Consider the following 26459-nt stretch of genomic DNA (forward strand, 5'->3'; position numbering starts at 1 on the left):
ACGCCTGAATTCATGCATAACGATTATTTTATGCTGGGGTAGGAGGGACGAAAGATGGAACGGCGTGGACAGACGGGAGAACGCGAAGCGGCTATGGAGCTTATAAGAGGCAAGCTGGCGCTGCTGCCAGATTCACCGGGCTGTTATTTAATGAAGAACGGTGAAGGCACAATCATCTATGTCGGCAAGGCGAAGGTGCTCAAAAACCGCGTTAGATCCTACTTCAACGGTTCCCATAATGGCAAGACGCAGCGTCTCGTATCTGAGATTCGAGATTTGGAATATATCGTGACGGGCAGCAATATGGAGGCACTCATTCTTGAGTGCAATCTAATCAAACAGTATCATCCTCGTTATAATGTGCTGCTGAAAGACGATAAGACGTTTCCTTATATTAAAATAACGAATGAACGTCACCCGAAGCTGGAGGTTACTCGCCGGGTGCTGAAGGATAAGGCTAAATATTTTGGCCCATACCCGAACGCTTTTGCCGCTCAACAGACGAAGAAGCTGCTGGATCGGCTTTATCCGCTGCGCAAATGCAATACGCTGCCTGATAAGGTCTGTCTCTATTATCATATCGGACAGTGCATCGCGCCGTGCGAGTATCCGGTCGAGCAATCAGAATATGACCGGATGGTGCAGGAAATTACGAAGTTTCTGAACGGCGGCCAAGATGAGGTGAAGGCGGAGCTTCAGCGCAAAATGGAGGAAGCAGCCGAGTCGCTTGAATTTGAACGGGCCAAAGAATACCGCGATCAGATTATGGCGATCGATGCAGTTGTCGAGAAACAAAAAATAACGCTGTCCGACGCTGTCGACCGAGACGTATTTGGCTACGCCGTCGATAAGGGCTGGATGTGTGTGCAAATTTTATATATGAGGTCGGGCAAAATGGTCGAGCGCCGGTCTTCGTCGTTTCCTTTCTACGGCGACGAGTACGACGACTTCGTCACGTTCGTCGCGCAGTATTACAGCGACAATCCTGCGCTCCCGCGCGAAATTTTGCTGCCTGGGCCGCCGGAAGAGCAGTCGGCCGCTGCTTCCTCCGCTGCGGGAGAAAGCTCCGAGCAAGCTGTGGTCGGTGAAGAGGAGCAGGCGATAGACGAGGCTGCCGTTGAGCTTGACGTTGTCGAAGCGGAGCCTAATGAGCAGGATGATGAAGCATCCGGCACTTCGCGGGCTGATGAGCTGCGCGAGTCGCTGCAGAAATGGCTGAAGGTGAAGGTGTTCGTACCACGTCGCGGACGTAAGCGCGAGGTTGTCACCATGGCGTGCAGCAATGCGAAGGTTGCCCTTGATGAGAAATTCCGTCTCATCGAGCGGGATGAGGAGCGGAGCGTGAAGGCGGCTGAATCGCTCGCGCAATGGCTCGGTCTTGATTCGCTGCGCCGGATTGAGGCGTTCGATAACTCGAACATTCAAGGAACGAACCCGGTTTCGGCGATGGTGGTCTTCATCGACGGCAAGCCGGACAAGAAAGAGTACCGCAAATATAAAATTAAGACGGTCGTCGGCGCGGACGATTATGAGACGATGCGGGAAGTTGTCCGCAGGCGGTATGAACGGGTACTGAAGGAAGATTTGGAGCGTCCGGATCTGATCATCGTTGACGGCGGCAAAGGCCAGATTGCGGTCGCGCTCGACGTGCTGCGCAACGAGCTTGGGCTGTCCATTCCAGTATGCGGCCTTGTAAAGGACGTGAAGCATAAGACAGCTCAGCTTATGTTCGGCGATCCGCCGATGGTTGTGCCTCTGCCGCGCGACAGCCAGGAATTTTACTTGCTGCAGCGTATTCAGGAGGAGGTTCATCGGTTCGCGATTACGTTCCACCGAGAGCAGCGCGGCAAGTCGATGGTCGCTTCGCGCCTTGATGCCATTCCAGGCGTAGGAGAGAAGCGCCGCAAGGCGCTGCTGAAGCATTTTGGCTCACTGAAAAAAATCCGCGAAGCTTCTGTCGAAGACTTCAAGCCGCTCTCGATCGGCGAGAAGCTTGCGCAGCAAATTTTGACCGCTCTGCGGGAAGAAGAAGCGGACAGCTTCGCGGACGCCGAGCCAGCGGATCAGTGATAGGTGAGTTACAACAAGAGGCGGTCCAGATCATCCGTTGTAACGGACGTTCTGGACCGCCTCTTGTTGTGTACTGCCGCCCTTATACCGGCTCAATCGCGCGGCGCCGGTTGGCGAACGATCGCATTATCCACGCGATGCCAACCGGCAGTACGAGGTAGATGATGGCAGCCAGTAGATTAAGCGGGGTGCCGAGCTGCAGCAGGCTGAACGACATCAGTACGGTATCGAGCATCGCGTGCGTGAATACGGCAGTGATGAAGCCGTAACGGACGAACAGCACGCAGAACAGCAGGCCGACGATCGTCAGCTCGATCAAGCGGCTGTAGAACGGGTAGACCGGATACGATACATGCCCGAGTGCCCAAATAACAGTTGGCACCAGATAAGCAAGCCATTGCCGCCGCAGCAGTTTCTTGAATATGGCGATGCCGAATAGCCGGTATATCGCTTCCTCCGAAATTGCAGCACACCAAGCGAGCAGCGGATAAAGCAGAGGAAGCGCGAGATTGTAAGGTGAGGATTCCACGCTTGTCGTCGACCAGGAATGGACGGAACGATCTAATCCAAACAGCAGGATGGACTGTGTACCTAGCAAGACGAAAGCAAGCGGGTAGGACAGCTTCATCGACCGCCATACATGATCTCCGTATCCATGCTCGCCATATCGTGCCCATAGCCGCTGGCCGCTGCTTCTCCATATTCCGTCGCCGCCTACCAGACAGAAGTAGATGCCGATCCCCATTAACAGGGTGAAAATATTAGAGAAGATGACGCCGGCTGTCGTAAGCATCTCAACATCCGGACGGGCGCCGTATGAAGCACGGATGCCGTCTGCCATATTGAAATTATTCGCAATATAGAACGCAAGGAACAGCGCCGTCAGCAGCAAGCCGCGCAGCAGCGAGGTGGAACGGCGCTGCCGGATAGCCATTACGATCGCAGCAATGAATAGAAGCACATTCATGAGCATACTGCCGATCAGTGATACAGCGCTTGCGATGACCTTCTGCTTCTGGATATAGGCAGCGTAATGGTCTGGTACAACGAAGGAAGCGCGGTATTGGAGCGCCTTGAGTTGACCGGATGCGGGCAGTGGATCGACGGTTACTCGAACGGTTAATTGTGCGTCCCCTATAGTATACCCTTGAGGCCGGAAGACGACCTGATTGCCGTCCACTTGTCCGTCCCGAAGCTCAGATAACCGGAAACCGCCCTGCTGAACGGCTGTATTACGGGCAAGCTGAAGCTTGGACCAGTCGGAATAGTATGGCGTTTTTTTTGTATCTGAATTTACAGGAAACAGCCGCCAGCCGACAATTCGGCCCGTCTCAATATGAAGATAGACGAACAGAGTGCCCGCCGCCGTCTTCACCTCCGTCTGCATCGTATCCGTTGGGAAACGGCTGTCATACGTGTTGTCGTAATGAACTAGCTGTTCATTCTTGGCAAGGTAGCCGTACAACAGACTGTCCGACTGATGAACGGCATGCGGAGCCTCACCAGCGATTAACTCGCCGAACTGCTGCTTCACGAATTGGGTAGCTTTAGCAGAGGCTTCTTCACGAGAGAGAACTCGCGGTATTGTGGAATTGTCGGCGTTAACGTTATCGGAAGACGATATAAAGCCGGGAAGCAATTGTACAAGGACAAACAACAATAATCCTAACAAGCCGAGAACAAGAAGGAAGCGTGGTATACGCTCCGGCAGCGTCGGAGTGCTGGTCATCGGTTACCTCCAATCATCGAGCGGCAGGCGCTAGGCTCGTTCCTTTACGATAGCATATGTGGGCTTGGCTTCGTCAATGTCTGGATCGTTATGTCTTTTGGTTCAAGAGATAGATCTAGAAAATGCTCACAAGAGCGTAAAATAATGACCGGCGTTCAGATCGAGTTCAACTTGTCCATAAGCTTCGGATTATTTCGATGTATATCGTCTTCATCCGTCCTTTTGTTAAGTTGGTACCGATCTCCAATTCGATATATAATCGTATACGTTGTGACTTAATCATAACCGAATATTCACAGCCGAATTTCCAATGGAAAACGGGGGAATCATAATGTTGCCGTTCAATAAGCACGGTAACTTGGGGTGAATTCAGCACATGCAGCTTGTATGAGCGAAAGTGTGCTGATTAGGCAATCTATCCAGGCCCGATTCGTGCACCTAACCTCGCAGGCTGAATGGATAGAGCTCATCGCATAAGACGGCATTGGGTCTTCCCGGTGCTTTTTTTTGTGCGTGAAAGCCGTTGATAAACTGTAGTTCATGCGGATTGAGGAGAGGACCGGGACGATGGAGAAGGAGAAGAGACGCAAGCTGTTCAATTGGTCGCCGCCCCGCATTCTGGTGACCGGATTTGCGCTTATTATTTTGCTCGGGGGATTATTGCTCTCTCTGCCGATAGCGAATGCGGACGGGCAGTACCTGCGTTATCTTGACGCTGTATTTACTGCTGCGTCAGGTACATGTGTAACCGGACTTGCTGTTGTAGACATAGGAACACAATTTACGACATTCGGCCAAATCGTTCTTCTAACGCTCATTCAAATCGGCGGCTTAGGCTTCATGACGATGGCGACACTAATTTCTCTCGTGCTCCGTAAGCGGATTTCGCTGAAGGAGAGACTTATTTTGCAGGAAGCGATGAATCAATCGAGCATGGAAGGCATCGTACGGCTCATTCGCAAAGTATTCATTTATTCGATCGCGATCGAGGCTTCCGGAGCCGTTCTGTTTACCTCTAGATTCGCTTTCGACATGCCGCTTGGCAAAGCGATATATTTCGGCATCTGGCATGCCATCGCCTTGTTCAACAATGCAGGCTTCGACTTGTTCGGACAATACCGCAGCTTGAGCATGTACGTCGGTGATCCATTCGTGAACCTGACAGCCATGAGCCTCATCATTCTCGGAGGACTTGGATTCATCGTCTTGTCCGATTTATTAGAGTTTCGTAAACCTAGGAGGCTGTCGCTCCATTCGAAGGTTGTATTGTCGACGACGGGTGTGCTGCTTGCTGTTGGCGCCGCCGTTGTTTATTTATTCGAATTTTCGAACAGCAGGACGCTCGGTACGCTCGATTGGGACTCCAAAATATGGGCATCAATATTTCAGTCTGTTACGCCTCGAACTGCCGGCGCTCATACGATCGATATCGGTAGTATGCAGCATTCGACAATTTTCTTTATGGTCATTCTTATGTTTGTCGGTGCGTCGCCAGGCTCAACCGGAGGCGGGATTAAGACGACGACCTTTGCGACGCTGGTCGGTGCCGTCATGGCTATGATTCGGGGAAAACAGGACATCGTGCTGTTCAAGCATCGCCTTGCGCGTGAACGTATTTCTAAAGCGCTGACGATTACGTTAATTTCACTCTTGCTGGTTATTACGGTGACGATGCTGCTGTCTGCAACGGAAGATCGGGAATTTCTACGGCTGCTGTTCGAAGCGACTTCAGCGTTCGGTAACGTCGGACTGTCGACCGGTATTACGCCGACTCTATCTGATTTCGGCAAAATCGTTATTAGCTTCACGATGTTTGCTGGCCGGCTCGGTCCACTGACACTTGCTTATGCACTCGGTCCGCCTGCAGACAAGGAGCTGTACCGTCATCCGGAAGGCAAAATCATTATCGGCTAGCCGCATACGATCTGTTATTGTGAGATTGGGTGAGAAAGTACAATGAAGCCATTCGTCTTTATTAGTCTATTGGGCTAGTGAGATTCAGTTCTGTGTAGGTCAATAGCTTGGTCTGGCTTGAATGTGAAGTGCTCTCTCTATTAATTATTTACAAGATTGGGGCAAGCGTTTTATAATAAGTCCGAATAACATATGAATTGTCCGGAGGAGCCTGCCAACAGCGGGCTCTTTTTGTCTTTTTCCGGGTATGTTAATTAAGCAGCATGATATCAGAGGGGGATTAACGGCAGCATGGAACAGCAGGCTTATTGGGCGATTGGCATCTTTCTAGTCATTTACGGCCTTATCGTCTCGGAGAAAATCCATCGCACGATTCTCGCGATGATCGGCGCCATTGCAATGGTGCTTGCGGGAATTGTCGATCAGGAAACGGCGCTTCACCATATCGATTTTAATACGCTTGGCTTGCTTATCGGGATGATGATTATCGTGACGATTACTTCAGAGACAGGGGTGTTCAAATACGTTGCGGTAGCGGCGGCTAAGAGAGTCAAAGGAGAACCGGTTTTAATACTCGTCGCCTTAGCGGTTATTACGGCGATCGGCTCCGCATTTCTGGATAATGTGACGACCGTGCTGCTGATGGTTCCCGTTACCTTCAGTATAACGCGGCAATTGAAGGTCAATCCGCTGCCTTTCCTGTTCACGCAGATTATCGCTTCCAATGTAGGCGGAACGGCAACCCTTATCGGCGATCCGCCGAATATTATGATCGGAAGTAAAGTCGAAGAATTAACGTTCATGGCCTTTATTAATAACCTTACTCCAATCGTTATCGTTATAATGCTGGTGTACATATTGCTCTTCATCCTGTTATTTCGCAAGCAGATTCGAACAACGTCTGAGCTGAAAGAAAATCTGATGCGTATGGATACATCGCAAATTATTACCGATCGCGGACTGCTTACGAAATGTTTGATCGTAATGGGACTTACGATCAGTGGTTTTTTTCTGCATCAGACATTCCATCTTGAATCGGCTACTGTCGCACTTGCAGGAGCATTTCTACTGTTGTTGTTAACAGGCGAGCATAAAATGGAGGACGCGCTGACGAAGGTTGAATGGACAACGATTTTCTTCTTCGTTGGACTATTCGTGCTCGTCTCCGGCTTGGTTGAGACAGGCGTTATCGCTGAGTTGGCAGCAGCAGCTATCGATTGGACAGGAGGCGACCCGGTCGCCACGTCGATGCTTATTCTATGGATGAGCGCTATCGCCTCGGCTTTCCTGGACAATATTCCGTTCGTTGCGACGATGATTCCGATGATTCAGGAGATGGGGCAGATGGGCATCGACAATTTGGAGCCGCTCTGGTGGAGTCTCGCGCTAGGGGCGTGTCTGGGCGGTAATGGGACGCTGATCGGAGCGAGCGCAAACTTAATTGTCGCTGGTCTGGCGGGCAAGGAAGGGCATCCGATTCGATTCGTTCAATATTTGAAGCTCGGATTTCCGCTCATGCTAGTATCCATTATCATTTCCAGTATTTATATTTATGTCCGTTATTTGATTTAGTGGTTCGGGGACGAAAGGAGCAGCATTCTGGCCGTCATTGGCAGTGAAACGCATGGAACTGCTTCCAAAGAAGCATACTATATTATGACAACGAAGAAAAAGGTCGCGGCCGCAGCATGCAGCCGCGACTTCTCGTATTTTCATTGCCTCAGTGGTAACAGGACGCTTTACGACATTGAACGGGAATAGGAGGCAGCAAGAGAGTCGACCCACAGCTTGACAGCCGGACTTAAACCGGATGGTATCGCATAAATAAGCGAGGTTGTCCGCTTCGTCTCCTCCAATTCGCGCAGCGGCGAGACAATTAGATCGTTGTCATCCAGCATCTGCTGCCTTACATAAGAGCTGGGGAGCAAGGTTGCCGCCCGGCATGTTGCAAGAAGCCGCAGGATCGCTTCGAATGAGTCGATCTCCATCCGGACATCGGGCTCAAGGGAATATTTGCTGAACAGCTCGTCGGTTAATGAGCGGTACCAGGTTCCCTTAGTAAACAGAATGACCGGAAGGCCGTTCAGTTCGTCTATCGTCATTGGTCCCCGGTCCGTCACGAATTGGTTGCGCGGCATGACGAGCACGAGATGGTCATCGAACAAGGGGACGCAGTGAAGCTGTGCATCTTGAATGCGGGAAGCAACGATGCCGAAATCGACTTTGCGCTCGCGGACGAGCGATACGATTTCGTGCGTCTTGCCGGTAACCGCTTTAATGTCCAGATCGGGATGACTCTCATTAAGCGATTTGATGAAATCGGGCAGCGTCGTCTGCAGCGTCGTTAAGCTGGCGCCAATCGTCACCTCGGTCGGACCTTCCGTGCGGAACCCGGATACGGTATGCAGATAACGCTGATGAAGCGTTCTCAGCTCAAGTGCATACTCGTACGTCAGCTGACCGACGCGAGTCAGCTCCAGCCGCTTGCCAATGCGCCGGAATAGCTCAATGCCGAGCTCTTCCTCAAGCTTCGCGATCCGACGTGATAAAGCGGGCTGGGATAGATTAAGCTGTGCAGAAGCTTTGTTCATACTGGATTGCTCTACAACGACGGCGAAAGCGAGCATATCTTCGAGCATCTTGGATTACGCCTCCAATGTATCGTATGGCCTGTAGGTGTCTTATGCATATAAGTTATAAGAAATTATCAACAATAAGCAATTCCATTATAAGCGGAAAAGGAGTACGATGGAATATGTGGCGAAGCTGTGTCGACATTTGTTGACGCTGTACGGGGTCAGGAGTACAATGGACAATGTTTTGTTGTACGCAATGGGGGCGCCTTTTTAAGCTTAAGGAGCCGAACCGCAATTAATCGGGCAAGACAGGAAAGGAGAACGCACATTTTATGAAAGCTAACTCGTACCATTGGCGGAAGCTTCACTCTCTGCTCGGAGTTATTCCGCTAGGCTTGTTCTTGATTGAGCATGCCATCACGAACTATTCCGCGTTTGAATCAGGACCTGAAGGATTTGATGACAGCGTAAAGTTTCTGAATGATTTGCCGCTCGTCTACGTCCTGGAAATCTTCGGCATCTTCCTGCCGCTGCTGTTCCATGGCGTATACGGTCTGTACATGGCGTATCAATCGAACTTTAACGCGGGCCGCTTCAGCTATGGCCGCAACTGGGCATTCGTTGCGCAGCGTGTAACGGGTGTCATTACGTTTATTTTCCTTATCTGGCACCTGTACGAGACGCGGTTCCAAGTAGCGATCGGCGAAGTGACGCACGAAGAGCTGGGCGCGCTTATGCATGACATCTTCACAAATCCGGTTAGCCTGGTTCTGTATGTCATCGGCGTATTGTCTGCTGTATTCCACTTCAGCAACGGTGTGTGGGCATTCCTGATTAGCTGGGGCATTACGATAGGTCCTCGCGCGCAGCGTGTATCGTCTGCAATTTGCATGGGCTTGTTCGTCATTATTTCCGTCCTCTTCCTGCTGTCGATCACCGCATTCACGGGCGATGACTTCAAAGAAGCGGCATCCGCTGCAGCATCGGCGATTTCGATCGGCTAATGACCAGCTGGAACTGAACTGAAAGAGACCCTCGAAAGGAGAGCATTCGATATGGCTAAAAATAAAATAATCGTCGTTGGCGGCGGCCTCGCTGGCTTGATGGCGACGATTAAAGCAGCGGAGGCCGGCGTTCACGTCGACCTGTTCTCGCTCGTGCCTGTAAAGCGTTCCCACTCCGTATGTGCGCAAGGCGGCATTAACGGTGCGGTTAATACAAAGGGCGAAGGCGACTCCCCATGGGAGCACTTCGATGATACGGTATATGGCGGCGACTTCCTCGCGAACCAGCCGCCTGTTAAAGCGATGTGCGACGCAGCGCCAGGCATCATTCACTTGATGGACCGGATGGGCGTTATGTTCAGCCGTACGCCGGAAGGCTTGCTCGACTTCCGCCGCTTTGGCGGCACGCAATACCATCGTACTGCATTCGCAGGGGCGACGACGGGCCAACAATTGCTTTATGCGCTGGATGAGCAAGTTCGCCGCTGGGAAACAGCGGGCCTTGTTACGAAGTACGAGCATTGGGAATTCCTCGGCGCAGTACTTGACGACGATGGACACTGCCGCGGTATCGCTGCGCAGAGCCTGCGTTCGATGGAAATTCAGACGATGCGCGCGGACGCTGTCATTCTTGCGACGGGCGGCCCTGGCATCATCTTCGGTAAAACGACGAACTCGGTCATTAATACGGGTACGGCAGCAAGTGCTGTATACCAACAAGGCGTTCACTATGCGAACGGCGAGATGATCCAAATTCACCCTACAGCTATTCCAGGCGACGATAAGAACCGCCTGATGTCGGAATCTGCGCGCGGTGAAGGCGGACGGATCTGGACCTATAAAGATGGTAAGCCGTGGTATTTCCTTGAAGAGAAATATCCAGCGTACGGCAACCTTGTTCCACGTGATATCGCGACTCGCGAAATTTTCAGCGTCTGCGTCGACCAGAAGCTCGGCATTAATGGCGAGAACATGGTATACCTCGACCTGTCGCACAAAGATCCGAAGGAGCTGGACGTTAAGCTCGGCGGTATTATTGAAATTTACGAGAAGTTTGTTGGGGATGACCCGCGTAAGCTTCCGATGAAAATTTTCCCTGCGGTGCACTACTCGATGGGCGGCATGTGGGTTGACTACAACCAAATGACGAACATTCCGGGCTTGTTCGCTTGCGGCGAATGTGAATACCAATATCATGGTGCGAACCGTCTCGGCGCGAACTCGCTCCTGTCCGCTATCTATGGCGGTATGGTGACGGGTCCGAAAGCAGTTGAGTATATCAAAGGTCTGAAGAAATCGGCAGAAGATATTGCTTCGTCCGTATTCGACCGCGAGGTCAAACGTCATACGGAGAAATACGAAAGCATTCTGAAGCTGGACGGCACAGAGAATGCTTACAGCCTTCATAAAGAGCTCGGCGAATGGATGACGAACAACATGACCGTCGTTCGTTATAATGACCGTTTGCAGCAGACGATTGACAAAATCAAAGAGCTGAAGCAACGCTATAACAACATCAACATTAACGATACAGCGAGTTGGAACAATGCAGGTGTTGCGTTCACGCGCCAATTGTGGAATATGTTCGAGCTCGCGGAAGCGATGACGCTTGGAGCGCTGCTGCGTAACGAGAGCCGCGGCGCGCACTACAAGCCAGAATTCCCGAACCGTAACGACGAAGATTTCTTGAAAACGACGATTGCGAAATGGACAAAGGATGGTCCGCAAATTTCGTATGAAGACGTCGATACGTCGCTCATTAAGCCGCGTAAACGCGACTACTCGAGCAACAAGCATTAATCTAGGCTGATGCTTGCAAAGTGAATTTTCTTCATTGGCTGGCTGCTTCCTGCAGCCGCCTATTTAGGCAACACCTATAGGAGGGAAACGACGATGGCGGAAACGACAACAGCAGCCAAAACGGTGAAGTTGATAATCTCCCGTCAGGACGGTCCGGATTCGGCGCCGTACACGGAAGAATTCGAAGTACCTTACCGCAAAAATATGAACGTTATTAGCGCGTTGATGGAAATTCAGCGCAATCCGAAGAAAGCCGACGGCAGCAGCACGGCGCCGGTATGCTGGGAATCCAACTGTCTTGAGGAAGTATGTGGTGCTTGCTCGATGGTTATTAACGGCAAGCCTCGCCAAGCATGCAGCGCGTTGATCGATAAGCTCGAGCAGCCGATTCGCCTTGAGCCGATGCGTACGTTCCCGGTTGTACGTGACCTCGTCATTAACCGTGAGCGCATGTTCAACGCTCTGAAACGCGTGAAAGCATGGATTCCGATTGACGGTACGTACGATCTTGGTCCAGGTCCGCGCATGGCAGAGACGAAGCGCCAATGGGCATATGAACTGTCCAAATGTATGACATGCGGCGTCTGCCTTGAGTCGTGCCCGAACGTTAACGACCGGAGCAGCTTCATCGGCCCTGCCGCGATCTCGCAGGCGCGTCTGTTCAACACGCATCCAACGGGCGAAATGCACAAGGAAGAACGTCTGGACGCTCTTATGGAAGACGGCGGCATTGAAGGCTGCGGTAACTCGCAAAACTGCGTGCGTGCATGTCCGAAAGGCATTCCGCTTACAACGTCCATTGCGGCGATTAATAAAGAAACGACTAAGCATCTCTTCAAGAAATGGCTCGGCATGTAGTTGCTGCTGGCTAACTGAAGACTGCCTCTATGCCGATTGGCTGGAGGCAGTTTTTGTTTTGATTTGCGGGGGATAGTGTAGGGGAGGCGGATATCCGCTGCGTGGCAGATCATTCTTCCGATCGCTGTTGTTTTCGGATTGTTCTGATCCAATAAGACCGCCCAGAGGTAACAATCCGAAAACAAAGGCGACCGCTGCCGCTTCTCCAGAATGATCCGCCCCTCCGCTCTCTCGCCCCCGCCCAAACACTCCCGCACTCGGCATCGACTGCCTGTCTCGCTGGTGGGGGAGAGATGCCTCGTACGCGCTTCTCCTACTCGGCTAGTGGGAATCGCTGGTGAAGCAGATATCCGCTGCGTGGCAGATCATTCTTCCGATCGCTGTTGTTTTCGGATTGTTCTGATCCAATAAGACCGCCCAGAGGTAACAATCCGAAAACAAAGGCGACCGCTGCCGCTTCTCCAGAATGTTCTGCCCCTCCGCTTTCGCACCTCCTCCAAAACAAACCTCACGCTCGGCATCAACTACCTGCCTCGCTGGTGGGGAGAGATGCCTCGTATGTGCTTCGCCTACTCGGCTGGTGGGAGTCGCTGCGCGGAGAATTTGGCGGTCGATGTTCGTTGCGGAACAGAAAATGGTTTTTTATTTCCCGGGAAAGTATTTGTTCATTATTCGGACCTAATTTCTGTACTGCGTACAATAATTTGGTTATTAATGAATGATGAGCTGAAGAAGCCTGCATAAAGTGCAGCTATTCTGCTTAAGAATCACAATTTCACCAAAATCGAAGCCGAATTGCAGTATATGCATGAATTTATTCAAAAGCGAACAAAGGAGTTGAAGAAGCTTGCACGAAGTACAGCATTTATTGCAAGAGCTAATCACTCTTCGACAATGATACCGAAGCGCTTTATTCTACTCTCTGGCAGAAATTTAGCACGAGAGTCTGCACAAAGTAAAGTCATTTCGTGTATGAATGCGACTTTCTAGTTAGAGTTAGTCTGCGCTTTACGCTGTTAATTGTAGTATGGTAACCTCTTAGTAGTCGGGATGTGATATATCGCGGATTAGCGCAGTTAACGTAGGGAGGCAAAGTCGGATGGTAACCTATGAATCGGTTAAGGCATATTGCTTGGGTAAGCGAGGGGCGCAGGAGACGTATCCGTTCGGGCCAGAACCGTTTGTTGCGAAAGTGTGCGGTAAAATGTTCGCGCTTGTGTCAGAGGGGAGCGTGTCATTGAAATGTGATCCAGTGATTGCCCTTAACTTACGGGAACAGAATCCTGCCGTAAAGCCGGGATATCATATGAACAAGAAGCATTGGAATACAGTCTCGTTTGTTCCGGAGTTGAGTGAGGATGAACTGAATGATATGATCGACCATTCTTACGATCTGGTCGTTAGAAGCTTAACGAAGGCACAGCGGGAACAGCTTCAAGCATCGCTTGTGCAGTCATAACGATAAGGAAAGGAATGCAGTATAATGGCCAAGAAACAAGCAAAAGGGCGACAGCACAATACAGCGTCAATGACGCCGTCAGATAAGCCGGCAACATTAAAGGATTTACTTGGCGCAGATGTACTACAGAAGCTGAAACAGCAGCAGGAGCAGTTGAAGGATGAAGAGGAGAAGCGTCGGGAAGAGCAGCGCATTCAAGCTGAAGCGGCACGGAAGGCGGAGCAGAAGCGTCTAGATAATGACTTCGAATATTTGCTGAACAACAGCAGTATGGACTGGCGCAAGCACAAATAGATATTAGCAAGCAGAGAAGAAGCCTGCGGCCAATGCATGAACAATCATGCATTGGCTGCAGGCTTCTTGTATTGGGGAGAGATTACATCCATTTCTCTCCCCAATTTTGAATCGATTGGATGACAGGCTCGAGATCACGACCCTTATCCGTTAATTCATATTCAATTCTAACCGGCATTTCCGGATAGACATTGCGTTTGACGATATCGGTTGCTTCCAGCTCCTTCATGCGGTCGGTCAGCATCTTGTCGCTCATGTCTGGAATTTGTTCTTTCATTTCCTTGAAACGTTTCGGTCCGCCAAGCAGCACCCGAATGATCAGGCCTGTCCATTTCTTGCCGAGCAGTTCGGCGGCGGATTCGTATTTCGGGCACATCCTCGAGTAATCCAACCGTATCACCCCTTCTCTGTCGTATATTGTACCATATGGTCTAAGGAAAGGTAAGGTATACGGGACTATGGCACGTTCTCAGTTGTTTATATGCTTAATTTAATTGAGGAGATAAATAATTGTAGATTCCTCACTGATTTGTATTGAACTCGTACGCTATGTAACGCCTCACCATTGTATGTTGTTGATGTAAGGAAGAAACAAAAATACATATCAGTCTATATGAATCTAGGCAAATCGTAGGTTGGTTCTAAATAGCAATTGAAGTATAATAGGCTCAGCGGCATTGACGGCATTAGCTGGTCATTCAGCGACATCATGACAGGATTGAGAGGTAATCCTTACGGAAATGACAGGAGTAGACTGGGGATTTTTTGAACGGAAAACGAATAGCGAGCATTTGCGATTGCTTGTCAATTCTGGATATAAAGCTGTTTATCCGATCGAATCATTCGACGAGCTGCTCTCGGTTACGGTAAACGTCTACCGACTGTCGCACAGCGGCAAGCGAAGAACTGAAGCCGTGCTCGAGCTTGAAAACTGGGCGGCCCGCTTGGAACAGGTGATGTCCGGATCAGGTGAGCATTATTATGTCGGCCGGCTCCATACGGAGACTAGGCTGGAATTCTACTACTATGTGCGAAGTGATTATGACGACAGTATGCTGAAGACGCTTCTTCGGCAGAATACGGATATTCGCGCACAGCTGTACAGGAAGCCAGATCCGGAATGGGATTTCTATAAATTTATGCTGCCCGACGACAGGGAACAGCTTCTTATTCATAATGCGCAGATGGTATATGCACTTGCACATCATGGCGATCGCATTGATCGTCAGCGGACAGTATATCATTGGCTTCTGTTTCGGCATAACGATGACCGTATCGGGATCAAACAGACGCTTGAGCATCTCGGATATCGGATTGAGGAAGGCAAGAGCGGAGAGCCGGAGCCGGATTATCCGTATCCGCTCGTCATTAGCAGACAGGATGATGTGAAGCTGGACACGCTCAACCGACGGGTAGATGAGTTGTACTGGCTGCTAGTGGGCAAAGAGGGCAAATATGACGGGTGGGGTTCAGCGATGAAGCTGTCTGCAACCGCGCGTTGTAAGGCGTTTTTTCGCCGAATCTTGGGTAATTCTATGAATAGCAAGAGGAGCGGTTCTTGGAAACCGTAATAGACGGTCTTTCTGCATGTGCGGAAGGACCGTTTTTTTTGTCTAATAGGATAGAAATATCAATATGACTTCGATTGAATAATAATTTGGTCTTATAACTATAGTCATCCTTTCTAATCAAGAAGATAAGGTTATTGAAACAAAATAGGAATTTGTATTATCGGTTCCTTGACTTACAATAAATACATAAGTAGACTTGATTGTAATAGATTAAAATTTTTTCATAATGTACCAAAGACAATCAGGTTCTGCCGCATTTCACAAGAGACCAATGACGAGAGGGAGGGATAGATGACGTACTTGGAGACGCGGTAAGTCTGGTTAATTTTTTTTTATTTTGAAACGATAGTGCCCAGTAGAAAATATTCGATCTGATGAGCCAATATGAATTCGGAATGATGGTTAACGAAAGGCTGGCATGGTCGGAATTTAGTGATTAGTACCTCGCAGGAGGAGGAAATGGCTTCGTAGTCCGAATCTTCGGTTGTAGTAACTGAAGGTATCAGAGGCCTTTGTTGGAACATCACCAAATATGGAATAAAGGACAGCTGGCGCAGGTGGTACGGCATTTGTATCAGTACGATGTCGACAGCAGGGGCAAAGATTCATCGGATTATGGAAGCGGCATCTGAAATGTATACAAGGCAGTATGCCATCAACCACATTAACCAAGAAGTAAATAAGAACCGAGGTGGAGCTTGTGCTGGCACACCATTATAGTTCAATGATCATTATGAGGCAAGGAACGCTGCTCTTCGGATTTAAGTTTATGATTGAGCAATTTCATTTCATCAATAAGGTTATGACAAGCGATCGCATTGATCGAGAGGAGCTTGTCAATTGCCGGCCTAGTATTCTTCTAGTTGAAAGCGTTCTATTGAGTCAATCGTTAGAGCTCATACATGAGTTGAAGCAGTATAGGATCATTAATCATGTCATCGCATTGTACGAGCGGGAAGAAGCAGTGGCGGTTGAAGATTATTGGAATTCCGGAATTGTCAGCTATCTCCCGACCTATTCTACTCAACAACAGTTGATGGTTGCAATGGAGGGGGAGCTATGCGGCTTCTCTGTTCTCCCTACACGGATGGCGGAACTGGTTGAGCTACGCAATGCATCTTCGGATGTACAGGCGAGCTTGACAATGTCGGAGCGGAATGTGTTGGAGCAGGTAGCAGGCGGCTGCACGAACAAGGAAATAGCAACGAGCATGCATCTTAGCGTGCGAACGATTGAGACGTATTTAAGTAAAATATATCGCAAGTTGGGAGCAAGGAATCGAGTAGAAGCAGTTGCGAAATATTGGCAGTCTCCTGTTTAAATGAAGTCTGTAGGTATGTATTTGGAAAGTAGTGGAACATACAGACGTTCATCCCTTTCTTCTTCGTTCAAAATGTGGAAAACCACATGGAAATGTGTGGATGTCCACGATATTCGACAAGTTAATTGCTTGTTACGATATTGACAACAGATTGTTAATGGTGAACGGAGTAAAGTACGAATCGTGAAAGGAGGTGAACAACTAATGCGAGCAATCGATATGATCGGCGAAGTGAATGAGTCCGAATTGATGGAGCTGTCTGGTGCTTCTCAAGCTGCTCCAGCTGCAGTAGCTAGTTCGTGGCCATGCGCGATTCTCCCGCCAGTTATTATTTATACGATTCAAGATTCTGCCAAATCATGCCCGTCGTCAGCATGTACGGTGAGTTGCTAATTTAAGTTTATGTGAACGAAGGTGGGGGATATCGTGACGACGGTGGAAACTTATCAATCCTATGCGAAGGCTGCGTACATGTCAGAGAGAGGGGCTGGCAAGACTCAGCGGCCAAGCGACGCAATGTCTGAAGCGGAAGTAATCGCTCCGTGGTTAACCCGTTCTGGCTCATCGCTCGAAGTGTTCGACAGTCGGCTGCAGATGAAAGGAATCGATACAGCGGCTTTCGTCGGCATGCTGCAAAGCGGCGATATCCCCTCCGTTACTGAAATGCAGTGGGAGCAAACACTCGAGGATGTATTGAATCATTGGCCAACGCATCAATGGATGAGAAACAACCTGCAGCTTGGAGTCGCTTTATTTACAGCTCCATTCCTGCATGAGATGGAACGGAAGCTGCGGATCAGCGGCTTTCTGGAACGTTTGAAGCCGATCATCGGGGATGCAGTGCTTCAAAACGTGCTGCAATGTTTGATGAACGATTTGAGGCTATTAAGCGATAAAGCTGTTGTCTATGACTTTCATCTGTGCCGGGAGTCGAAGCCAGACTTGACTTTAGAGGCTTATCTCGAGGAATGGGCTGATGATGCTGAGGCTTGGAAGCGCATTCTTCTGAAGTTTCCGGTGCTGGCACGTATGATGTCGGAGCACTTGGCAAGATCCTTGCGCAACGGTCTTGAGCTGTTCGGCAGGCTGGAGGAGGATTACGCACAGCTTCAAGAGACATTCTTAGGCGGAATGCCAGCCGTATTGCAGCGTGTGGAGATGAGTGCGGGCGATTCGCATCAAGATGGTCGAACCGTGACGCTGCTGCATTTTGATAACGGCACGACAATTGTATATAAACCGAGATCTCTTCAGACGGATATGGCATTTACTCAATGGCTTAACTGGCTTGAGCGTAATGGATTGGAAGACGGTCCGATTGCCGCACGGACAATCGATCGTGGCCATTACGGATGGCAGCAGTATGTTGAGCATCAGCCATGTGCGAATGAAGAGCAAGTTACACGCTACTATTACCGCATGGGAGTGCTGAGCGGTATTTTCCATCTGTTCCAGTCGACGGATATGCATTATGAGAATATCGTAGCCAGCGGTGAAATGCCATATGTCATCGATATGGAAACGATCGTCTCCAATACCGTTTTCAAAACCGGTGTAGTACCTTTTCCATCATCAGAGCTTCAACGCACGGTGCTGACGTCGGGTTTGTATCCGACAGGCATACTGTTCAATACCAGATTCGATTTCGATATTAGCGGAATTGCTGGAAAGCCTGACCAGAAGTCTACTAATATGACAGGCTGGAAGCTGCAGAATGAAGAGGGCTCAACGCCTCGTTACGAGCAAGTATCATTCGTTACTTCTCATCAACAGCATTTGGTTCGTTTGAATGGAGAAATAATCAACCCTGTGCAATACATCAGCGATATTACAAGGGGATTCGAAGCGGTTTATCGCATCTTCTTAGACAAGCAAGAGCAATTGCTTGACGTCGTGTCGACACTATTCGCCTGTGCTCGCTGTAGAGCGCTGCTGCGCCCGACCTTTCTGTATGGACGTTTCCTGACGGCCTCTATACATCCCGACAATCTGGGAGACGGGTTGAAGCGTGAGTATCTGCTAGAAATGTTATGGAACATTACGAAGACAGAGCCGACGTTCGAGCATATCGTATGGAGCGAAATTCAAGATCTGCTCAATAACGATATTCCTTACTTTACGTTTGGGATTGACGGCACGTCCATTACGGACAGTCGCGGAACGGAGATTCAAGATGTATTCCAACAGTCGAGTCTCGACATCATCCGCAGGCAGATTGATCGTCTTGGGGAAGAGGATTTGGCTCTCCAGTTGAGATTGATATCGTCATCGCTGCATTATAATGCAGTTCGAGAAATGGATGCCGCTGCAGTCGAAGCACTGCCGGGGTATAAGAATGCCACTGAAGAGCCGCTGCTTGATCCGATGCTGGAGGCGCGGCGCATCGCAGACTATTTGATAGAGCAGTCGATAGTGGACGATGAATTTGTGAGCTGGATTGGAGTACGCAATCAAGACGAGAAATGTGTGTGGCAAGCTTTAGATTATTCAATGTATAGCGGCATTATGGGAATTACGGTCTTTATGGGCCAAATGTACGATCAAACGAAGGAACCGAAATACCGGGACATCGCGGTCAAGAGCTTCCGGTATGTCATGTCGGTATTTGAACGGATAAAAGGCGAGATGTCTCCATCTGTTTTTAACGGTTTAGGGACAGTCGTATATGCCGGCATCTATTTGAACGAGCTGTTCGAATTTCCTGAAGCAAGACGTTTTGCAATGGAGCTGTTGGATTCGATCCGCATTGCTCCGCAATCTGGGAACGAAATCATGCAGGGGAACGGATATAAGGAGACTGAACCGATCGTTGATTTTTTGGACGGTTATGCTGGTATCGTTACTCTGTGCACGAATATATGGGAGGTTACCCGTGAGCAGGCGGCGTACGATACGGCGGTGCTGTATGGTCAGTATTTGCTCGATCGTTTGAAGTCGGTGCCTGTCACATGGACTGGCTTTGCTCACGGATCGTCAGGGATTATTTATGCGCTTGATAAGCTGGAGCTTTGCGGTTGGCAGGAAGGGCGCGAGCTGCGTGCCAAGCTGATCGAGTTCGAAGCATTGAACTTCGATGAGACGCATCGCAACTGGTGCGACCTAAGAGAGCACGTAACAAGTCCGTATTCGACCTATTATTGGTGCCACGGTGCTCCGGGCGTGCTGCTTGGAAGAACGCTGGCGCAAGACGCTGATTTAACGCCAGATCAACTGCAAGCTGTCTTGGACGCCGTTATGAACGCGACTAACAGCCTGCCGCGCTTATCGCTCTGTCATGGGTTGTTCGGCAACATTAATATTTTGCTAGACATCTCGACAGCTGAGTGGGGGCGTGAGTATAAGTCTGTTATTGAGCAGTACATCGCGCAATCGCTGAAGCGGACAGATATCCGCACCATTCTCGAAGGGATGCAGTTGAGAAGTCTCTTAGGTCTTATGTTAGGAATTACGGGAGTCGGCTGGACGCTGCTGCGACTTCATAACCGCAGCATTCCATCGCTGTTGACGCTCGGATTTCCTTCCGGGAAGGGAGTAACTGGCTTCGATGCGTAAAGTTCCATTCATAGAACAGATGAGCCAGACGGAATGCGGTCTTGCATGCGTCGCGATGATCAGCGGATATTACGACAAGCATTTGTCGCTGTTCGAGCTTCGCGACCGTGTCGGCAGCGGACGGGACGGCAATACGCTGTTCGAGCTGAAGCGGTTGTCCGAGGAGCTTGGCTTTAAGGTCAAATGCTTCAAGCTGGATCGTTTGCCGGAGCTGGACGGACCGGTTATTTGCTACTGGGAGCAGAAGCACTTTATCGTATTGGAACGAATCAAGAACGGTTATTATTATATCCTCGATCCGGCTCACGGCAGGGCGAAGCTGAACGAGGAAGATTTCATGGCGAAGTTCTCGCGCTATGTGCTGTGGGCGGAGCCGGGCGAAGGCTTCGTCAAGCAGAAACCGAAGAGCTTGTGGAAGCCTTATCTGAAGCTGTTGTTCAAGAAGCCGCGAATGCTTGTTTTCATGCTGGCATCTAACGTTACGCTGCAAGCGTTCGCGTTAATTTCTCCGATCTTAATCCAGCATATGATCGATGATCTGCTGGTCAAGCAGAGCGGCGGATCGATGGCGCTATATTTTCAAGGCTTGCTGCTTGCGTTAGTTCTGTTCTTTGTCTTCAGTCTCTTGATGAATGAGACGATGATTCGAGTGTTCCGCAATGTGGACTACGAGCTGTCCAGCGGATTTTTCGGACGAATGCTTCGAATTCCGTACAGCTTTTTTCAGATTCGAAGCACCGGCGATTTGATGTACCGATTTTCTAACCTGCGTTCGATTCGTATGATCGTTTCAAACCAGGTGATGAAAAGCTTTCTGGACTGTATCCTGCTAGGCGTCATTGTGGGATATATGGTTTCGAAGTCGATGTATCTGTCGTTATATATTTTTCTGTTCGTCGGCGTGCTGTATTTAGGCATCTATATAATCCGGCCCTTTATGTATGAGGCGAACCGCGATGAGCTGGCGAAGGATACGAAGCTGTTCTCGCTACAGAACGAATCCGTGCAAGGGATGCTGAATATTAAAATTTCTGGCGCGGAGAACACCGTCTCGGACCGTTGGCACGGCTTGTATGCGAAGTATGTGAAATCGTTTATAAGACGAGAGCGGGTATTCGGCCTGCTTAGCGGATTCTCAGGCGCGCTGACGTTCTACATTCCGATGTTTATCATATGGATCGGTGCTACGCAGGTCAGCAGCGGGCAGATGTCAATTGGCGAGTTGATCGCCTTCCAGTCGATTGCCGCCTATTTCATCTCAACGGCTAATTCTCTCATCATGTCGTTCGAGACCTTCTTCCAGTTGAAAGTCTATTTGCGCCGGGTACAGGATGTGATGGACACTCCGACCGAGTCGGACCCGAACCGTACGTACAGACAGCATCAGCTTGAGGGAAGCATTCGGTTAGAGGGCGTGTGCTACGCGTATACGAAATATGCTGATCCCGTGCTCAAAAATATTAATTTGAACATTGAGGCGGGGCAGAAAATAGCTGTCATTGGTGCCTCTGGCTCCGGCAAAAGCACACTTGCGAACTTGCTCGTAGGCCTATATGAGCCGAGTGCAGGAAGAGTGCTGTATGACGGGCATGACCTGGCTGATTTGGACAAGCCGCATATCCGTCGGCAGATGGGGATCGTGAATCAGCAGCCTTACTTGTTCAACCAGACGATACTAGACAACATTAAGGGCAACTATCCGGACGTTGGATTTGAGGAGGTTGTTCGAGCAGCGAAAGCGGCTCAAATCCATGACGAGATCGAAGCGATGCCAATGAAATACGATACGATGCTGTCGGAGGCGGCCAGCAACTTATCGGGCGGCCAACGGCAGAGGGTTGCGATCGCTAGATGTCTTGTTCATTCGCCCAAAGTTATTGTATTTGACGAAGCAACGAATGCGCTTGATAGCATTAATGAGCAGCGGATTGAGCAATATTTGTCGAGCTTGGCTTGCACGCGAATTATTATTGCCCATCGCTTGTCCACAGTCATGGATGCAGATCAGATTGTCGTGATGGAGCATGGTCAAGTGGCGGCATGCGGAACGCATTCCGAATTGCTGCAATCGAGCGGGTATTATCAGCAATTGATCGCGGCATATGTCGATATAAGAGGCTTGGAAGGAGGTGATACTAGTGAACCAAGCATGGAAAAATCCTTACGCCAGAGCTCATAACGCAGCTCTGCCAATCGAGAACCCAATCGCTGAACTGAATGAGGACGAGCTTCTGAAAGTTAGCGGTGCAGCAACAGGCGGCGGTGCAGGTACAGTCATTACGGCTCCATCCACTCCAGGCTGGGCTGAGACGATTCTGACGTCGGTTGTATGCGCAGCGGCAAGCTACTTCCTGGGTAACGGCGGTCACGTGTGCACGTTGACGGTTGAGTGCCAGAAATCTTGCAGCACGAAATAATATTTTATTCACGATTGAACGAAGAGATAAGCACCTGCTTATCTCTTTGTCGTGCGAGAGGGGATTATGTGATGACAACAGCCTATGCTTTTCGAGCGCTTCATATTAATGAGCGCAAAAGCAGCTCCTCCGCTGCGGAAGAAGCCGATTTGACGATGGCGCTGCCCTATTGGAGGGAGCTGCTTGGCCTGCAGCAGCAGTCGGATTTCGATAGCTTGCTGGAGCAGCGTTATCAGATTGATGTTACATTCGTCGAAAGCCACTTTGACCGTAATGAGGCGGAGGATTTCGGAGCAAGCTCCGAGTGGGTTGATTACATAGAGAAGGTATTTATTGGCCAGGAGAAGGCGAGAACCGTAGAGGGGGATGACTACGAAAGTATTGCTTTGAGCGAGTTTCCGTTCTATACGTTTTTCGAGCCGTTCCTGCGGGAGTTTTATTATAATCTATTTTATGACTTGATCGCTGACTATCGGCATAACATCCTACTGGATGCAAAGAACGATATCGTGAAATATTATTTGGATCAATTGTACACGATAGCGCACAAGACGCTCATGCTGGAGATCAACTATCTTCGGACGGAGGGCCATCTATCAGGCAGTACGCCGGAGGAGCGCTATTTAAGCTATGTGGAGCAGTATTTGAAGCAAAAAACGTATCGTCTGTCGCTGCTGCACGAATATCCGGTTATGTTCCGACTGCTGGCGGAGAAGACGCGATATGTGAAACGTTTCATTCTTGAAGCCATATCCCGTTCCTTCTCCGATTGGGCGATGCTCTCCGAACAGTTCGGAATACGAGAGCAGTCCATCGAGCGGCTGGAGCTTGGCCAAGGCGACTCGCATAAGCAGGGGCGGGCCGTCGCGATTATTCGTTATAGCTGCGGGGGACGCATTGTTTATAAGCCAAGAAATATGAAAATTGATGATACGTTTCAGCAGCTATTGGCCTGGATGAATGACCGAATGGACGACCATGCTCCTCTACTTACGGTGTCCGTCTCTAACCGTGAAGAGTACGGCTGGATGCAATTCGTGGAATATAAACGGAGTGTGACGAGCAGCCAAGCCGAGCAGTTCTATTACCGACTGGGCAAGCTGCTTGCGGTGCTCCATACGATGAATGCGACAGACTTTCATTACGAGAATATTATTGCTTGCAGTAATCAGCCGGTATTAATCGATCTGGAGTCGTTGTTCCACCATCCGCTAGGTGTCGATCATGATCTGACGGAAAGCGAAGCGATTAATAAAGCACTCATGCTCATCCGTGATTCGGTGTTGTCGACAGGCGTTATTCCAATAGCTGTGGACAAGCGCCAGCCTTTCGATATAAGCGGGATCGGAGGAGGAGATGACCAGTTAAGTCCGTTCAAGGTGAATACCGTTGAAGGAGCTTATACCGATGAGATTAGGCTCACTAAGCAATTCGGTATCGTATCGGCAGGACATAATAACCCGATTGGAACAGGCGATGTATCGGGTAATATCGCCGCTTATTTGGATCATATTTGCCGGGGCTTTGCAGCTGTCTATACATTCTTCATGCAACATATGGATGAAACCCGTCAGCGGCTCATGACGTTCGCGCAATGCGAGATTCGTAAAATATTGTCTCCGACGATGAAATATGCCAAGCTGCTGTATATGAGCTACCATCCAGACTTTATGCGCAATCAGCTTGATCGCGAACTGCTGCTGAACCGGGTAACGAGCGTAGCTACCCCTATTAGCCGGGCGGCAATGTCAGAAATTGAAGATATGCTTGGCGGCGATATTCCGTACTTCTCTACTACGCCTTCAAGTCGCGACCTCTGGGATTCGCGCCAGCAGCGAATCGACAATTTCTATACAGTCGATGCATTGCAGCGCAGCCTATCCAAGCTCGAGAATTATTCCGAGACCGACTTGGCGAATCAGCTGACCATTATTCGCGCTACGATATTGGCAATGTATGCTGAGGAAGACGTTAAAATGGCTGAGCTCAAAGGGTGGTCGGCAGCTGATTCAAGTAAAGTCGATCTGGTGAGCAAGGCTGAGCTCATTGCTGATTCACTTATTCGTTCGGCGGTGAAGCATGTCGGCCCGCAAGGAGAAGAGTATTGCTGGACGAGCATGGTAACGAAGGGCGGCAGCGAGACGATGTGGCAGTTCTCGATTACGGGACCGGGGCTATATGATGGCAATCCGGGCATCGCCTTATTCTTCGCCTACCTATGGCAGGCTACAGGTCAAGAGAAATATCGTCAGGCATGCGAGGCCACGATTCGTCCGATCGAGCTCGTTCTGGAGCAATTCATTAAGCCGGACAATATTGCTATCGGTGCATTTCTTGGGCTGGGAGGAATGGCGTATTCCTTCTATCAACTCGGGCGCATATTGGATGATTCCGATCGAAGGAGTACGGGAGTGCGTCTGCTTCGGGAGCTTCCACGCCTTGTGAAGGGCGACAGGATGTATGATCTAATTGGTGGCAGCGCAGGGGCGCTGACGGTTCTAGCACGCATTATGGACTATGAGCAAGATGCAGAGCTGAGCCGTATTGGAGATCTACTTGTCGGACATTTGATTGCTGGTGCCAAGCAGCAGCCAATCGGTATCGCTTGGTGTCCTGGCGATGAGGAAAAGCCATACATTGGCTTCTCTCACGGTAATGCTGGTATAGTACATGCATTGTGCTGCTTTATGCCTTACTCCGAACAGAAGGATGAGATTATTCGAATCATTGAAGCAGCCGTCGCCTACGAGAATACGAAATTTGATGCGAATGTCGGCAATTGGTACAGCGATCATTTGAACTTGCATTCACTAGCATGGTGTCACGGCGCTCCAGGCATTCTGCTGTCTCGGCTGGAGGCAGCACGCCGTTGTCCGCAGCTCGAAGAGGTGAAAGCGGATGTTAATGCTGCCGTGAAGGCGACGCTCGAAGCCGGTATTGGCGACAATTACTCCTTCTGCCACGGGGCGATGGGTAATGGGGACATTCTAATGCAAGCGGCCTCTGCAGGTGATGTACAGCTTCAAGCACAAGCAGCGGCTTACGAGCATAAGCTGCTTGATAAATTGTTCGCGCCTTCAGGCGTAATTAAAGCGGACGTGAATGCGGTAGGCGTTATGAACGGCTTAGCCAGCATCGGATACGGGCTGCTGCGCATTCACGACCGTGAGCGCGTTCCATCCTTGCTGACGCTGGAAATTCGATAATACCGCTGCGATGTGGCAAGCGTGCGGCTCAATACTAGACCTTTTCGACGAAAGTGCGGAAAGGTCTTTTTTTGTTGTAACATATATTTTACTTTTTGTCATATATATATTACAATCAACCGAAGGAGGGATAATGTGGAAGAAAGGCTGGAAAATAGAATTCACGTGTTAAGGGCCAGCCGAAAGTGGTCACAGAAGCAGCTGGCTGAGCTGCTCGGAGTGAGCAGGCAAACTGTCGTGTCGCTGGAGGCGAACAAGTACAATCCGTCCTTAATGCTGGCATTTCGGGTCGCTAAGGTGTTCGATACCAATATTAACGAGGTGTTCCAGTATTATTCGGATCAACAGGATAAGGAGGAGAACTAATATGTTCATGACTTATTTGACGCCGCTTGCACTTCTTATTTTTGGGCTGTCGGCCTTATATTTTGCGTTTATATTTCCGAGAGGGAAGGATGAGAGGACGAGTATCATTTTGAAGAGTGCTTATCAGATGGCCTATTATATGATGCTAATTGCACTGGCAGTACTGTTCATCGTTGCGAAGTATTCGGGATTAGAATCTCTTAACGAGCATTTCAAGGAAGCGGTCATGGTAGTGCTGTTGGTTGCTCATCTCACGTTCGTGGTGTCCGCTATATATTATAACCAGAAAATGTAGGTAATAAGGGAAGAGCCATACTCCAGC

At 49.7% G+C, this 26459-nt stretch carries 20 protein-coding genes and 1 riboswitch; of the genes, 17 read left to right on the forward strand and 3 right to left on the reverse strand.

Annotated elements, in window-relative coordinates:
- The first annotated feature begins 54 nt into the window (after positions 1–54).
- Positions 55–2070 (forward strand): excinuclease ABC subunit UvrC, encoded by a 2016-nt coding sequence (uvrC, locus tag PXY01_RS12125; RefSeq protein WP_127570232.1) that lies wholly within the window; start codon positions 55–57, stop codon positions 2068–2070.
- 82 nt (positions 2071–2152) lie between these two features.
- On the opposite strand, the gene PXY01_RS12130 is transcribed toward uvrC, so the two are convergent.
- The gene (locus tag PXY01_RS12130) at positions 2153–3799 is read right to left on the reverse strand and encodes a CPBP family intramembrane glutamic endopeptidase (RefSeq protein ID WP_127570234.1); all 1647 of its coding nucleotides are present in this window, start codon (positions 3797–3799) and stop codon (positions 2153–2155) included.
- A 287-nt stretch (positions 3800–4086) separates the two neighbouring features.
- A riboswitch (cyclic di-AMP (ydaO/yuaA leader) is annotated at positions 4087–4267 on the forward strand.
- Between the two features lie 99 nt (positions 4268–4366).
- Between PXY01_RS12130 and PXY01_RS12135 the strand changes: the two genes are divergently transcribed.
- Both PXY01_RS12135 and PXY01_RS12140 read left to right on the forward strand, forming a co-directional pair.
- The gene (locus PXY01_RS12135) at positions 4367–5713 is read left to right on the forward strand and encodes a TrkH family potassium uptake protein (protein WP_127570236.1); all 1347 of its coding nucleotides are present in this window, start codon (positions 4367–4369) and stop codon (positions 5711–5713) included.
- Positions 5714–6004: 291 nt separating this feature from the next.
- Positions 6005–7285: an ArsB/NhaD family transporter gene (locus PXY01_RS12140; RefSeq protein ID WP_127570238.1), complete on the forward strand. Its 1281-nt coding sequence runs from the start codon at positions 6005–6007 to the stop codon at positions 7283–7285.
- 167 nt (positions 7286–7452) lie between these two features.
- Here the strand turns inward: PXY01_RS12140 and PXY01_RS12145 are convergent, their stop codons facing one another.
- On the reverse strand, positions 7453–8352 hold the full coding sequence (locus PXY01_RS12145; RefSeq protein ID WP_127570240.1) for a LysR family transcriptional regulator: 900 nt from the start codon (positions 8350–8352) through the stop codon (positions 7453–7455).
- A gap of 269 nt (positions 8353–8621) precedes the next feature.
- On the opposite strand from PXY01_RS12145, the gene PXY01_RS12150 reads away from it, so the two are divergent.
- The 5 genes from PXY01_RS12150 to PXY01_RS12170 all read left to right on the forward strand — a co-directional run bounded on the left by PXY01_RS12150 (position 8622) and on the right by PXY01_RS12170 (position 13704).
- On the forward strand, positions 8622–9293 hold the full coding sequence (locus PXY01_RS12150; protein ID WP_127570242.1) for a succinate dehydrogenase cytochrome b558 subunit: 672 nt from the start codon (positions 8622–8624) through the stop codon (positions 9291–9293).
- Positions 9294–9344: 51 nt separating this feature from the next.
- On the forward strand, positions 9345–11093 hold the full coding sequence (sdhA, locus tag PXY01_RS12155; protein WP_127570244.1) for a succinate dehydrogenase flavoprotein subunit: 1749 nt from the start codon (positions 9345–9347) through the stop codon (positions 11091–11093).
- Positions 11094–11186: 93 nt separating this feature from the next.
- On the forward strand, positions 11187–11951 hold the full coding sequence (sdhB, locus tag PXY01_RS12160) for a succinate dehydrogenase iron-sulfur subunit (protein WP_127570246.1): 765 nt from the start codon (positions 11187–11189) through the stop codon (positions 11949–11951).
- Between the two features lie 1099 nt (positions 11952–13050).
- Complete coding sequence (locus PXY01_RS12165; RefSeq protein ID WP_127570248.1) at positions 13051–13410, forward strand: MmcQ/YjbR family DNA-binding protein; 360 nt, start codon at positions 13051–13053, stop codon at positions 13408–13410.
- A 24-nt stretch (positions 13411–13434) separates the two neighbouring features.
- On the forward strand, positions 13435–13704 hold the full coding sequence (locus PXY01_RS12170) for a YqkE family protein (protein ID WP_127570250.1): 270 nt from the start codon (positions 13435–13437) through the stop codon (positions 13702–13704).
- Positions 13705–13786: 82 nt separating this feature from the next.
- Here the strand turns inward: PXY01_RS12170 and PXY01_RS12175 are convergent, their stop codons facing one another.
- Positions 13787–14095, reverse strand: a complete 309-nt coding sequence (locus tag PXY01_RS12175) for a winged helix-turn-helix transcriptional regulator (RefSeq protein WP_127570252.1) — start codon at positions 14093–14095, stop codon at positions 13787–13789.
- 349 nt (positions 14096–14444) lie between these two features.
- Between PXY01_RS12175 and PXY01_RS12180 the strand changes: the two genes are divergently transcribed.
- The 9 genes from PXY01_RS12180 (at position 14445) to PXY01_RS12220 (ending at position 26432) form a co-directional block, all read left to right on the forward strand.
- On the forward strand, positions 14445–15275 hold the full coding sequence (locus PXY01_RS12180) for a DUF695 domain-containing protein (RefSeq protein WP_127570254.1): 831 nt from the start codon (positions 14445–14447) through the stop codon (positions 15273–15275).
- A 700-nt stretch (positions 15276–15975) separates the two neighbouring features.
- Positions 15976–16596, forward strand: coding sequence for a response regulator transcription factor (locus tag PXY01_RS12185; RefSeq protein WP_127570256.1), 621 nt, complete (start codon positions 15976–15978; stop codon positions 16594–16596).
- Between the two features lie 204 nt (positions 16597–16800).
- Complete coding sequence (locus tag PXY01_RS12190; protein WP_127570258.1) at positions 16801–16989, forward strand: class II lanthipeptide, LchA2/BrtA2 family; 189 nt, start codon at positions 16801–16803, stop codon at positions 16987–16989.
- A 33-nt stretch (positions 16990–17022) separates the two neighbouring features.
- Positions 17023–20148: a type 2 lanthipeptide synthetase LanM family protein gene (locus PXY01_RS12195; RefSeq protein ID WP_127570260.1), complete on the forward strand. Its 3126-nt coding sequence runs from the start codon at positions 17023–17025 to the stop codon at positions 20146–20148.
- Positions 20141–22327 (forward strand): peptidase domain-containing ABC transporter, encoded by a 2187-nt coding sequence (locus PXY01_RS12200; protein WP_127570262.1) that lies wholly within the window; start codon positions 20141–20143, stop codon positions 22325–22327. Before PXY01_RS12195 ends, PXY01_RS12200 begins: the two co-directional genes overlap by 8 nt.
- Positions 22287–22565, forward strand: coding sequence for a lichenicidin alpha family lanthipeptide (locus tag PXY01_RS12205; RefSeq protein ID WP_164744398.1), 279 nt, complete (start codon positions 22287–22289; stop codon positions 22563–22565). The genes PXY01_RS12200 and PXY01_RS12205 overlap by 41 nt, the downstream gene beginning before the upstream one ends.
- 71 nt (positions 22566–22636) lie before the next feature.
- A complete protein-coding gene (locus PXY01_RS12210; RefSeq protein WP_127570266.1) occupies positions 22637–25771 on the forward strand; it encodes a type 2 lanthipeptide synthetase LanM family protein in 3135 nt (1044 codons plus the stop codon).
- Between the two features lie 135 nt (positions 25772–25906).
- Positions 25907–26137, forward strand: coding sequence for a helix-turn-helix transcriptional regulator (locus PXY01_RS12215; RefSeq protein ID WP_127570268.1), 231 nt, complete (start codon positions 25907–25909; stop codon positions 26135–26137).
- A 1-nt stretch (position 26138) separates the two neighbouring features.
- Positions 26139–26432 (forward strand): hypothetical protein, encoded by a 294-nt coding sequence (locus PXY01_RS12220; RefSeq protein ID WP_127570270.1) that lies wholly within the window; start codon positions 26139–26141, stop codon positions 26430–26432.
- Positions 26433–26459 lie beyond the last annotated feature (27 nt).

The organism is Paenibacillus xylaniclasticus, from assembly GCF_004001065.1.
Lineage (GTDB): Bacteria > Bacillota > Bacilli > Paenibacillales > Paenibacillaceae > Paenibacillus_T > Paenibacillus_T xylaniclasticus.

Coding starts and splice junctions, on each gene's coding strand:
- uvrC (WP_127570232.1), top strand. CDS start 55: ATGGAACGGCGTGGACAGACGGGAGAACGCGAAGCGGCTATGGAGCTT.
- PXY01_RS12130 (WP_127570234.1), bottom strand. CDS start 3,799: ATGACCAGCACTCCGACGCTGCCGGAGCGTATACCACGCTTCCTTCTT.
- PXY01_RS12135 (WP_127570236.1), top strand. CDS start 4,367: ATGGAGAAGGAGAAGAGACGCAAGCTGTTCAATTGGTCGCCGCCCCGC.
- PXY01_RS12140 (WP_127570238.1), top strand. CDS start 6,005: ATGGAACAGCAGGCTTATTGGGCGATTGGCATCTTTCTAGTCATTTAC.
- PXY01_RS12145 (WP_127570240.1), bottom strand. CDS start 8,352: ATGCTCGAAGATATGCTCGCTTTCGCCGTCGTTGTAGAGCAATCCAGT.
- PXY01_RS12150 (WP_127570242.1), top strand. CDS start 8,622: ATGAAAGCTAACTCGTACCATTGGCGGAAGCTTCACTCTCTGCTCGGA.
- sdhA (WP_127570244.1), top strand. CDS start 9,345: ATGGCTAAAAATAAAATAATCGTCGTTGGCGGCGGCCTCGCTGGCTTG.
- sdhB (WP_127570246.1), top strand. CDS start 11,187: ATGGCGGAAACGACAACAGCAGCCAAAACGGTGAAGTTGATAATCTCC.
- PXY01_RS12165 (WP_127570248.1), top strand. CDS start 13,051: ATGGTAACCTATGAATCGGTTAAGGCATATTGCTTGGGTAAGCGAGGG.
- PXY01_RS12170 (WP_127570250.1), top strand. CDS start 13,435: ATGGCCAAGAAACAAGCAAAAGGGCGACAGCACAATACAGCGTCAATG.
- PXY01_RS12180 (WP_127570254.1), top strand. CDS start 14,445: ATGACAGGAGTAGACTGGGGATTTTTTGAACGGAAAACGAATAGCGAG.
- PXY01_RS12190 (WP_127570258.1), top strand. CDS start 16,801: ATGCGAGCAATCGATATGATCGGCGAAGTGAATGAGTCCGAATTGATG.
- PXY01_RS12200 (WP_127570262.1), top strand. CDS start 20,141: ATGCGTAAAGTTCCATTCATAGAACAGATGAGCCAGACGGAATGCGGT.
- PXY01_RS12210 (WP_127570266.1), top strand. CDS start 22,637: ATGACAACAGCCTATGCTTTTCGAGCGCTTCATATTAATGAGCGCAAA.
- PXY01_RS12220 (WP_127570270.1), top strand. CDS start 26,139: ATGTTCATGACTTATTTGACGCCGCTTGCACTTCTTATTTTTGGGCTG.